Origin of the sequence: Varibaculum vaginae, from assembly GCF_900604285.1 — a bacterium.
GTDB classification, from domain to species: Bacteria; Actinomycetota; Actinomycetes; order Actinomycetales; family Actinomycetaceae; genus Varibaculum; species Varibaculum vaginae.
In genome coordinates this window covers 162,154-173,888 of the sequence record NZ_UWNY01000002.1, presented here as the reverse complement: position 1 = coordinate 173,888, position 11,735 = coordinate 162,154, and the positions used below count along the sequence as shown (strand labels likewise).

Sequence of the window (11,735 nt, the reverse complement as noted above, 5' to 3'; positions counted from 1 at the left end):
AGCCCTACCGCATGAAGTCAGGTACGTCAAGACCTGATTCTGGCTCATCGTCCTCGAAAATTCGTGGAACGGTTAAGGTAGAGTCATCTTCGCGTTTGGTATCCACTCCAAAGTTATCGCGGTAACTGTGAGTACTTTCAGCCTCTCTGCGGCTGAAAGCATCGCGAGAAGGCGGTGTAACCGGCAAGCGGTGCGCCCCGGGCGCGCTTGCTCGAGGAAGATCCCCTACGCTCCTATTTTCCTCGTTCAATGCCGCTCGGCGCGGAAATGCCGGGATCGCAGAAGTTGCCGTGGAATCCTCTTTGGGTTCTGTCTTGACCGGAACAGCAGACGCTTCTATCGCTGGTTGCGGGGCTTTCGGTTCTGCCTTCGCACTCTTGATTTTCCCTTTAGCCTTTTTGGGATCATCGAATCCGGCAGCAATGATGGTTACCCGAATCTGGTCACCCAGGGATTCGTCAACATTGGCACCGAAAATAATATTAGCTTCCGGGTGCACCATTTCGCGCACCATATCCGCGGCTCGGTGTACCTCAATCAATCCCATATCGGAGCCACCCTGGAAGAACATTAACACCCCGAGCGCCCCGTCGATATTGGCTTCTAGTAGCGGTGACATAAACGCGGCTTCAGCAGCGCGAATCGCGCGATCTTCCCCGGTGGCGGAGCCAATCCCCATGAGGGCAGTACCCGCCCCCTTCATCACGCTTTTCACATCTGCAAAGTCCACATTGATTAGGGCAGATGTAGTAATCAGATCAGTAATTCCCTGGACACCGGAATGTAGAACTTCATCAGCTGCCGAGAAAGCATCAACCATGGTGATGTTTTGATCTGAGATTTCCAGGAGGCGATCGTTAGGAATCACGATAATGGTGTCGACTTCTTTTCGCAGCGCCTCTACCCCAGCATCAGCTTGGGTATGACGGCGTTTGCCTTCGAATGAGAAGGGGCGAGTGACTACCCCGATGGTAAGAGCACCCATTTCCCGCGCCACCCGCGCCACAATAGGAGCACCACCAGTACCGGTACCACCCCCCTCGCCTGCGGTAACGAAGACCATATCCGCACCTGCTAGGATATCTTTGATTTCCTCTTCGTTATCAGCGGCAGCCCGTTCGCCAACTTTAGGGTCGGCTCCAGCGCCTAGACCACGGGTTTCTTCCCTTCCGATATCCAGTTTCACGTCCGCATCCGACATCATTAGCGCCTGGGCATCGGTATTTATCGCGATGAATTCCACGCCCTTGAGACCGAACTCAATCATGCGGTTAACGGCATTTGCTCCGCCGCCGCCGATGCCTACAACTTTAATATCTGCCAGGTTCGTATCTGGTACTGTCACGGTCGCCCTCCGATTTAACCCTCAACCTTTAGTTGAGGGTTAGATTTTATTGCCCTCTTGGTCAAACGAAAATCCTATGTAACCTGACATTTTCAGCAAGCACTCGGCACGCGTGTTGCCAATTTTGTCCCAAAAACTTTTCTCTTCCCCTTCCCGTCCTATCATTGAAGACAAGAACTACCATCCCAGGAGGAACCATGCCCACCATTTTTACTCGCATTATCACCGGGGAAATCCCCGGCGAATTCTGTTGGAAAGATGACATTTGTGTCGCCTTTGCCGATATCAATCCGATAACTCCCGGACACGTGCTTTTAGTTCCCCGCCGAGAAGTCGAAAACTACTGGGATGCCCCTTCTGAAGAGCTGCAGCACCTAATTAAAGTGGCGCAGATTATCGGGCGCGCGCAACGCCAAGCATTTGGATCTCAGAGATCCTGCCTGAGTATCGCGGGATTCGATGTGCCACATCTGCACCTACACCTAATTCCGGCAAACTCGATGGAAGATATTAAATTCGCGCACGCCCAGCCCGCTACCCCGAAGGATATCGCGACCTCTATGCAGGCACTACGTCAAGCTCTTGCCGCTCAAGGATATGCCAGCGAGGCGGGGATCAACGCTTAAAACTAACTTTAGAAGCAAGGGCACGCGGCAACCCGCCCAGCAGGGAATCCTCCGAGGGCGACTCACCTTCCCCTAGCTCAAGGAGGCATAGTACCGAGGCTGCGGGGTGGGTTTAAAACCGCGATGGACGACCCGGCTAATGTTGCGCACGGTACCGAGGCGGCGGAACCGGTCTTAATTTCGGCGCATACCTGTCTCAAGTAACCACCGACTGCCAACTTTCATCCAAATTTCGCAGGTACACTCGCATAAACCCCTAGAATCTGAGCCATCCTGGCTAGGTCAGCGAGGGAAAATAGGTGCGGTAATGCCCGGCGATATTACCCTACACCCTACAAGACGGGCAATGACCGGCGTAAATAATCAAGTTCGCTCTGGTCATACCAGGATAGTGGTTGCGCCGCCAAGGCCTCCCACAGTTCCCACTCGGGGGTTTCTTCTTCGCCCTCACCACTAAATCTTCCCCGACACCACAAGGCGGCTAACTGTGGGGAAACCAAATTCCTGACCTGCCGGCAAAGCTCAAGATCTTCGCGGCTATCCACATGGAGACTAACCATGCGCCGCCAGTCAAAACCAGTTTTAACTTCAAAAACACCAGGGTCGCTATTGGTAATCAATTCACTGGCATCCGCATCTAAGGCCGCCACAATTCGCCCCGGATAGGCTTCCCCGGCCTTTTCCAGGCAGGCCATTGCCGCCATGCTCATGGCCATATCTTCCGCTTGCTCCCCATCTTGGAAGTCAATCCCCCACAGCTGGCAAAAATCATCATTGCCCGCCCAGGCAAATCGAGAATAAAGCTGCAGTTCAGAAAGTTCACTGACCGTCAAGGGAAGATAAATACGCACCTAACCATGCTAACCCCCGCGCGCCTTCTTGAGGTCGCCCCCACCCCGAAGCATCCTAGAAATGGAATACTCGCGTATTTTTCAAATTTAAAAACACCCTTATAACTCATCTAACTTTAACTTTTGCTTAATTTGCAATTATTAACAGCCTGTTCGTATAGATTTTGACTATTAAAAACTTTTAGATATCTCTGTAAATATCGCGAAATGCAACTTGGCAGTGAAGCCTTTCCCCAGATGCCCCTAATGGATTAGCGGCACAATTCTCATATTTTAAGGATCCAAGCCGATGATATTAGCAGCTAGACAACCTCTTTTAGACGAGGTGGAAGAAGAGCACCCGGAAACAGAAAATACCCAAAACCACTTTCAGAAACTATTTCCCCCGGGAAAACCATTAGTAACTATCTGCCCCCAAGATGGGAAATATTCTGGACCGCTAGCTATCATCTGCCCAGAGCTTCCCCAAATTCCCCTAAGCCCCAACTATGGTCCGCTAGTAGTACAGGCATTAAAACCACAGAAACAAGAAAAACCAGAAGTACTACCAGTCTGCAGCCAGGCAGAATCACTATCTAAACTGCCTCAGATAAAACCTTGGATAGCAACAGCAGTGAGAACGATTTTTGAAGTTTTTTCCGGGAGGCGATCCGAACAGGCCGTAACTAATTGGTTCACAAGCGAGCTGCGTAAACCTTTTTTGGCTTTAGTACGTACCGAAAGACATCACCCTCTGCCCACCCCAATCCAGGTACGCCGGATTTGTTGTCGCAAAGCCGGAGAGGGTGAGCATGGCTTCAACGGGATCGAGGTAGCGGTAAGCGTTAACGATGGTTCCCGAGTTCGAGCAGTCGCCATGCGCATTAAGCCCTGGGGAAAAACTTGGCGAATTTGCGCCCTAGAAATCGGCTAAGCAGGCATGCCCCACGATTCACTCCCCCGCTTAATAGCCAGTAGAAGCGACACCCGGGGAAGAAATCGGCAAAACACCACTAATCTCCCCGCCTGCTAGCCACACCTCAGCAATACTAGCGATGTTTTTGGCGTTTCTTTTGCGCGCGGCGCTGAGCCCGGTTACCGCCTTGCGCAGCAGTTTGCCGCGCAGCCTCGGCACCAAAAGCTGATCCTTGCCCGGAAGCTCCCGCGCCAGCCGGCAGCGTTTCCGAGGATTCCTTATGTCCGGTATCCCCCATCACGGAGCCTTCCGCCAGCGCCTTCTTCTTAGCCTGTTCCGCTTGCTGTTTTTCTGCCTCCAGCTGTTGTTCATAGACCTGCTGGAACTGGTGGGAGAAACTGAAAATACCGGTCACGGTATCTTCACGTACCTGCCCCATCATGTTCTCAAACATCAGCGCACCCTCGGACTTGTATTCCACCAAGGGGTCACGCTGTCCCATCGCCCGCAGACCGATACCTTCTTTAAGGTAGTCCATCTCGTAGAGGTGCTGTTGCCACAAGCGATCCACCGTAGCCAGCAGCACCCGGCGTTCCAGTTCGGCCATCGGCTGATCACCCAGCTGATCAATTGCAATCGGGTTCTCGTTGACCTGATCCAGAATATCTTCATAGGCATCGGCAATATCGTTTTGTAACATAGTTTCCAGCTCGGAAGCCGAGATATGTAGGAAAGAGCCGTCCTCTCCCTTGAGCTCCGAAAGAGAGGCACGCACCGGGTAAACCGCGCGCAGATTATTCCACAGTTTTTCCAAATCCCATTCGTTGGAATCGTTGCCTTCACTGGTGGCGTGAGTGACGGCCTCTTTAATCAAAGTGCGCAGATAGGAAGGAATCAATTCGTCAAGATCTATTTTCTTATGCAGCACTTCTTGACGTTCAGTGTAAATCAAATCGCGCTGATCAGTCATCACGTCGTCGTATTTGAGGACGTTTTTACGGATCTCGAAGTTCTGCGCCTCCGTCTGGTGCTGTGCGGATTGGATGCGCCCGGAAACCAGCTTGGATTCAAGTGGTAGATCCTCGGGATAGAGGGAAGAATTCATGAACCGGGTTACGAACGCCGCCATATTTTTCATCATCAACGGGTCGTCCATTGCCAGGTAGAAGCGGGATTCCCCGGGGTCACCTTGACGTCCAGAACGCCCGCGCAACTGGTTATCAATGCGGCGAGCATCATGACGTTCGGTACCGAGGACGTAAAGGCCGCCTAGTTCTACAACTTCCTTGTGTTCATCAGCTACTTCGGCCTCCGCTTCGGTAAGGGCATCCTCCCAGGCATCTTGCCATTCGGCAAGGTTTTCTTCCGGATCTAGTCCGCGGGCGCGTAGTTTCTGATCCGCGATATGCTCCGGGTTGCCGCCCAGCATAATGTCGGTACCACGACCGGCCATATTGGTGGCCACGGTGACCATGCCTTTACGCCCGGCATCGAACACCACCTGGGCTTCATGGGCGTGCTGCTTCGCGTTTAGCACGTTATGAGGCACCCCGGCCTCATCCAACAGAATGGAAAGTTCTTCCGACTTGGCAACATCGGTGGTACCTACCAGAATCGGCTGGCCTTTTTCGTGACGCTCTTTAATGTCGCTCACAATCGCCTTGAGCTTGCCGCGTCGGGAGGGATAAACCAAATCCGGTTGATCAATGCGGATCATCGGCTTATTGGGTGGAATCGGGATAACCCCGATCTTGTAAGTATTCATAAACTCGGCCGCCTCGGTTTCGGCAGTACCGGTCATGCCCGCAAGCTTGTTGTACAGGCGGAAATAGTTTTGCAAGGTGATGGTGGCCAGGGTCTGATTCTCGGCTTTGACCGGGACGTGTTCCTTGGCTTCGATCGCCTGATGCATACCCTCGTTGTAGCGCCGCCCTTCCATCACGCGCCCGGTATGCTCGTCAACGATTAGCACTTCCCGGTTGCGGACAATGTAGTCCCGATCCCGTTTGAACAGTTCTTTCGCTTTGATTGCGTTGTTGAGGAAACCGATTAAGGGAGTGTGGGAGGCTTCGTAGAGGTTGTCGATCCCTAAGAAGTCCTCGACCGCGGCGATCCCCACATCGGTGACCCCCACGGTACGTTTCTTTTCGTCGACCTCGTAATCCATATCTTTTTCTAGACGGGTTACCAGGGAGGCGAACTTGTTGTACCACTGGTCGGCCTCGCCTTGAGCGGGACCGGAAATAATCAGCGGGGTACGCGCTTCGTCGATCAGAATGGAGTCCACCTCGTCCACGATGGCAAAGTTGTGTTCACGCTGAACAATGTCTTCTACCCGCTGCACCATATTGTCCCGCAGATAGTCGAATCCGAACTCGTTATTGGTGCCGTAAGTAATATCCGCTTGGTATTGTTTTACCCGCTCCGTAGGGGTTTGACCGTTGACAATACAACCTACGGTTAGCCCCAGGAAGCGATAGACGCGCCCCATGAGCTCACTTTGGTAACTGGCGAGGTAGTCGTTAACCGTGACTACGTGCACACCCTTGCCACTAAGGGCGTTGAGGTAGCTGGGCATAGTGGCTACCAGGGTTTTACCTTCACCGGTTTTCATTTCGGCAATATTGCCGTTGTGCAGGGCAATTCCTCCCATAACCTGCACGTGATAGGGCTTTTGTTTGAGGACGCGCCAGGCGGCCTCCCGCACGGTAGCGAAGGCATCCACCAGGATTTCGTCTTCGGTTGCCCCTTTTGCCAGTGCCTCTTTGAATTCAGCAGTCTTGGCTTTTAGTTCTTCGTCGCTGAGGGCGGCGTATTCTTCTTCTTTCGCCACGACTTCGCGAGCTGTCCGGTCTAGGCGTTTGAGGATTCGTCCCTCGCCCATCCGCAGGATTTTTTCAAAAAATGACATTGGTTCTCCCGTGTGTTCGCTCCGTTTACCGATTCTATATGGCTGCGGCAAAAAGCACGATTAGTTATTTTAGTTTTTCCTCTAGGCGTGGCACTTGGCGGTAATGGTTTTTCGGCTCCCAGCTTTTCTCGCTGGTGGTCACTCCCCTAGCTGACCCGCTGATTTTATGCCCCCAGTTTGGCGCGTAGCTCCCGCGCTTTACCGGTATCCTCCCAGGTAAACCCGGAACGACCGAAGTGTCCGTAGGCGGCGGTGCGCGCATAAATAGGTCGACGCAGCGAGAGGTGATCGATAATAGCTGCCGGTCGCAGGTCGAAAGTTTCCTGCACAGCCTGCAGAATCTGGGTTTTATCGGCTTTTTCGGTACCGAAAGTTTCCAGTTCTACCGATACCGGGTGCGCCGAGCCGATAGCGTAAGCCACCTGTAGTTCCGCCCGATCCGCAAGTCCAGCCGCGACCACGTTTTTGGCTACCCACCGCGCCGCGTAGGCTGCGGAACGATCCACTTTGCTGGCGTCTTTCCCGGAGAATGCGCCCCCGCCGTGGCGCGCCATTCCCCCATAGGTATCGACAATCAGTTTCCTGCCGGTCAGGCCGGTGTCGGCGGCCGGACCTCCTAGGGTGAAACGTCCTGCCGGGTTCACAAGGGTGCGGAAATTGCTATCTTCAACCCATGGCACCTGAGCGATAACCGGGTCAATTACGGCGGCCTTCACTTCTTCCCGCAGATCCTTAAGGCTTGCGAAGGCGCGATGCTGGGTGGAGAGCACGACTGTGTCTAGCCCTACTGGGCGCCCGTCCTCGTAACGTACCGTTACTTGGGTTTTCCCATCGGGGCACAGGTAGTCGAGGACGTTTTCCCGGCGGACTTTTTCGAGTTGCTTGGCTAGGCGATGCGCCAGCCAGATTGGGGCGGGCATTAAATCAGGGGTTTCGTTGCAGGCATAGCCGAACATCATCCCCTGGTCTCCGGCTCCCTGCTGGTCAAAGGCATCTACCGCTGCGCCTTGGCGGGTTTCCCACGAGTCTTGCACCCCATGGGCAATATCGGGGCTCTGGCGGTCGATAGAAACCAGTACTCCGCAAGAATTTCCATCGAAACCAATATCAGAGGAGGTGTAGCCGATTTCGTTAATGGTTTCACGCACCAAGGTCTGCAGGTCAACATAACCAGAAGTGGTGATTTCTCCGGCCAGATGCACCTGCCCGGTGGTGGCCATCACTTCCACTGCGGACCGCGCCTCCGGGTCTTGCTCTAGCAGGGCATCCACAATGGTATCGGCGATCCGGTCGCAGACTTTGTCGGGGTGTCCACTGGTGACAGATTCAGAAGTAAAAATCGACTGCTTTACGCTCATAGTCTCCAGTTTATGGCAGCGCTGGCGGTTGCGGGAATTGGGAGGGAGGTAAGCAGAGTTAAGCGTCACAAGTCACCATAATGGGTGCCGCACTGGACTATCCGCAACACCTCGCCATCGATCTGGAAAACCAGGCGATTCCCCTTCCCCACCCTAAACGACCCTGGAGGGTGGTTTTGCCGCCTTTCTCCGCACTGAAGGGCTTTCCGTACCGGGAGGGTGATTTTCTCCGTGGAGGGCGATCCTGTACACCCTTACAAGCCACTACAGGCACAACGCTGACATTTCCACCCTCCCGCGACGTTTTCACCCTCCGGAGCGGATTCTGGAACGGAGGTTTCGAAGACCCGGTACAGCAGAAGGCGCTATGGCGAGGGTGCGCAGCGGGAGTGATAGGAGGCTGAGGGAGGGAGGGAGGAAGGTAAGGAAGGTGGGGGAAGTGAGGAGAAGAGAACGGCGCCAAGCTTCGGGGAGGAGATAGACCAGCCAAGGGGGGCGACCTAGCTACGGGACACGGTCAGATATCCGGACGGCGAAAATTTTCCGAACTTCACTCAGTTTTGGCGAACTTTCATGGAGTGAACACACAAGCAAATTTGAAGACAGCCTGTGGATAACTTGTTGCGTAATTCATCGAAATTGAAATTAGGAATGCGACACGAAAACTCATTAAATTAACCGCTTAATTTCCTTTATTTTTAAATGCAACTAACTTTTCTTTTGTAACATTTATCTTTAAATTGCCAATTTTAAATACTTTTCGGCATAAAACCACCTATTTTTAGCTCCAAGGCGGCGCTAACGACCCTAAAAACTCCGACAAAACCTTTTCACGATATGCAGCTAACTTGTGTTGTATTTCATTTAAGATATTTAGCTGCCTGCTCATCCACTAAGAGGCTACGACACCCGCAAACCAACAGGAGCAAGAATATTCGCAGATGAGGGGGCACAAAAGCGTCAGAACCATAAATCCTGGGGCAGAGATGGCAGTCAGGGAGGGTTACTGGCGCACCCCACCAACCACAAACGTCAACCTCACCAACTATCAACCCCACTATCTCCCAGATGCCCAACGAGCACCCCCTGAATCTGCTTGCCTAAAACCATCAACCGTTGCAACCACCTCTAGAATCCGCCAAACAGAGGGTGCGGCCAACTGCAAGACCGAAAGTAACACTCCCGATCTTCTCCTCCGCTCAGCACTCCAGACGCAGGAACTTTATTAATAGGGGAACAACACTAAGCAGAATCCTTCGGTTTGCGTTGCAACGCAAAGTGCAACGCAAAATTTAGAGTCGTAACGCAAGTGCAACGAAACCATTTGCGTTGCACTTGTGCAGCAAATGCTCAGTGTTTGGTGGCAGATTCGCTAGCGTCCTGACAGGCCGGCACTACCGCGCGAAATAACCGCTGCTACCGGCCACTATTCTTCGGCGCCAGATCGCGGTCCCCGGTGGGCACTACTAGTACGGGGCAAGCTGCATGAGCCAGCAATGATTGCGAGGTGGACCCCATTAGCGCCCCTGCGAATCCTCCACGTCCTCGCGTGCCGACTACCATCAGATCCACAGCGGTCGAAAACTCATTGAGCAGAGCCGCCGCGTTCCCATCTAGGGCGTGGGAATGTATTTTAACCCCACTATCAGCAGTTTCTTCTTTACAGATCTCCTTGAGTTCACTGCGCACATCCCGCAAAATACTTTCGCGGTCCACCGAAGCTGGCAACCATGCCAATACCCCCGCGGAAGAGGCCATCGGCACTGCCTCTACCGCGGTCAGTTCCGCGCCCCATACTTGAGTTTCGGTGATGGCGCGGCGCAAGGATTTGCGGGAACGCGTGGAGCCGTCAACCCCGATAACTATTTTCTTTACTGGCACGAACTGGTCATCGGCACCCCGCCGCGGCACTACCACTACTGGGCAGCGAGAATAGGCAGGCAGCGCCGAGGAGGTAGCTCCTAGCAAGCGGTCAGTGAACCCGCCGCCACCCCGGGTACCAACCACGATTAAATCAACTTGTTTTGATAGTTGCACCAAAATCGCGGTGGGATCGCCAGCCTCCACCCGCCCTTCGGCTTGGTAGCCTCGTTTTTCTAGGTGCGATACTGCCTGATCAACTACGGTTTGTGCACTGTCACGGATGGCGTCATTGTCTACTACTGCGAATCCGGAATCCATGGAGGCGGCCGTATAGGAGGGCAGCGCGTAGGCACATAATACTTGCAGCTTCCCGCCGCTTTGCTCGGCGCGCGCCCCCGCCCATTCCGCGGCCTCTAAAGATTCCGGAGAGCCGTCAACCCCCACTAAAATGGTTTCTTTTTCCGACATAATCATGTCCCCCTTCTGCTGCGCCATTGCCTGCTTACTCCTATTTTATAGGCCGCAGGGCGCCTTTACTCTGAAATGACGCGTGCGCGCTGAAGCGAAGGCTGAAACGGATGGTATTCAGGTGAAGCTTTTTCTTTTTCCCGAGGGGACGCTTGGCGGCTTTTTCCGCTGACCTCGCCACCTCTGGGGGCGCGAGAGGAATGGTGCGAGCGCAGGGAATGGCGTGGTTCTTTACCTTTACGCGTTTTCCGGAACTTCTTCGCTCTTTCTGCCCGGGTTAACCTGCCAACTTGCGCCAGATTTTCTGCTTTATCGGGGCTGCCTTCTTCATCGTCTTTCTTACGACCTTTTCGCAGGTACCGCACTACGATGGTTCCTCCCACTGCGGAAATAAGTATCGGGAGTATCATCCACCATCGCAAGGCATCCCACCAGGTGGGACCTTCTTCATTCATCTGGGGTGCATCCTTGAGGGCGATGCGTTCGGCGGTAACTACCAGGCGGTGGGTGTTAAGTCCGTAGGGGGTGCAGGTGAACAGGGTCAGGATGTCTTTGCCTGGTACCGGATGGAATAACTCTAACTGCGTGGGTTTGATTACGTGGATAGCGCGGACTTTATAGGCGAGCTTTTTTCCCGCCACCTGCACATAGGCAATATCGCCGACTTTGACATCGTGCAGCCCGTCAAACAAACTGGCGGTTCTCATCCCGGAGTGGGCGGTCAGTACGGCATTTACTCCTTTGCCACCAACTGGCAGCCCGGTGCCGAAAAGGTGTCCGGCGCCGCGGGCAATCGCGTCATCATCAGTTCCGTGCCGCACCGGCAAATCTATTTTTGCTGAGGGTACCACTAGCCGCGCCATCACGTCTCCACTGATGGTGTGAAGGTACTGTTGATATTCCGCAGACCCGGTTTTGGTCATCCGGAAAAGGTAGGGGTCGAGAATCGGGATCCCGCGAATATTGTGGTTATATTCGTGTGCCGCTTTCAGCACCTCCTGTGACTGATCGGGGCGGGCAGCCATTTGTTTCATTTCTCGTGCCTCTTGGCGCGAGATTTCCCCGATACGCACATTGCCAATGAAAATCGCGACTACCGGATATAGCAAGAGCAACGCCCCCACCACTGTTAAAACAATGATTAAGACTCTTCGCAACGTGGCTCCCCTCCTCTCTCAAAATTCCTAGTAGTTTTCGCTTAATCGCTGCGCCAGCTAATCTGGTATTTTCTTAACCAACTCCGGGTGTTTGCGGTTCTGGCACTCCCCGGAAGGATATTTTTTCTTTTTCTTAGTTGAGTACTCCTCCCCTGCCCGGCGCCCCGTTATCCGCCTTGCCTTTTCCGAGGAGGCGGTTTCTAGTTTTGGGGCGCAAAGAGGGGGCGATGCAGCGATCTGCACCGCCCCCTCTTGGATACT

Annotated in this window: 8 protein-coding genes; 2 read left to right on the top strand and 6 right to left on the bottom strand. The window is 53.7% G+C overall.

The genetic code is table 11. The features are described 5' to 3' along the window. Positions 1 to 4: 4 nt before the first annotated feature. Positions 5 to 1,345, bottom strand: coding sequence for a cell division protein FtsZ (ftsZ, locus tag EFB02_RS06585; protein ID WP_122820806.1), 1,341 nt, complete (start codon positions 1,343 to 1,345; stop codon positions 5 to 7). A gap of 197 nt (positions 1,346 to 1,542) precedes the next feature. Between ftsZ and EFB02_RS06580 the strand changes: the two genes are divergently transcribed. Beyond that, positions 1,543 to 1,971, top strand: a complete 429-nt coding sequence (locus EFB02_RS06580) for an HIT family protein (protein ID WP_122820805.1) — start codon at positions 1,543 to 1,545, stop codon at positions 1,969 to 1,971. Positions 1,972 to 2,303: 332 nt separating this feature from the next. On the opposite strand, the gene EFB02_RS06575 is transcribed toward EFB02_RS06580, so the two are convergent. Further along, positions 2,304 to 2,822, bottom strand: a complete 519-nt coding sequence (locus EFB02_RS06575; protein ID WP_122820804.1) for a DUF6912 family protein — start codon at positions 2,820 to 2,822, stop codon at positions 2,304 to 2,306. Positions 2,823 to 3,111: 289 nt separating this feature from the next. Here EFB02_RS06575 and EFB02_RS06570 point away from each other — a divergent pair, with 289 nt between their 5' ends. Continuing rightward, a complete protein-coding gene (locus EFB02_RS06570; protein WP_122820803.1) occupies positions 3,112 to 3,735 on the top strand; it encodes an Rv3235 family protein in 624 nt (207 codons plus the stop codon). A gap of 115 nt (positions 3,736 to 3,850) precedes the next feature. On the opposite strand, the gene secA is transcribed toward EFB02_RS06570, so the two are convergent. The 4 genes from secA to EFB02_RS06545 all read right to left on the bottom strand — a co-directional run bounded on the left by secA (position 3,851) and on the right by EFB02_RS06545 (position 11,474). Further along, positions 3,851 to 6,628, bottom strand: coding sequence for a preprotein translocase subunit SecA (gene secA, locus EFB02_RS06565; protein ID WP_122820802.1), 2,778 nt, complete (start codon positions 6,626 to 6,628; stop codon positions 3,851 to 3,853). A 164-nt stretch (positions 6,629 to 6,792) separates the two neighbouring features. Then, entirely contained in the window at positions 6,793 to 7,986 is a 1,194-nt protein-coding gene (metK, locus tag EFB02_RS06560; protein WP_122820801.1) for a methionine adenosyltransferase, read from the bottom strand. Between the two features lie 1,416 nt (positions 7,987 to 9,402). Then, a complete protein-coding gene (locus EFB02_RS06550) occupies positions 9,403 to 10,317 on the bottom strand; it encodes a universal stress protein (RefSeq protein ID WP_122821037.1) in 915 nt (304 codons plus the stop codon). Between the two features lie 65 nt (positions 10,318 to 10,382). Continuing rightward, positions 10,383 to 11,474 (bottom strand): class C sortase, encoded by a 1,092-nt coding sequence (locus EFB02_RS06545; protein ID WP_122820799.1) that lies wholly within the window; start codon positions 11,472 to 11,474, stop codon positions 10,383 to 10,385. Between the last annotated feature and the right edge of the window lie 261 nt (positions 11,475 to 11,735).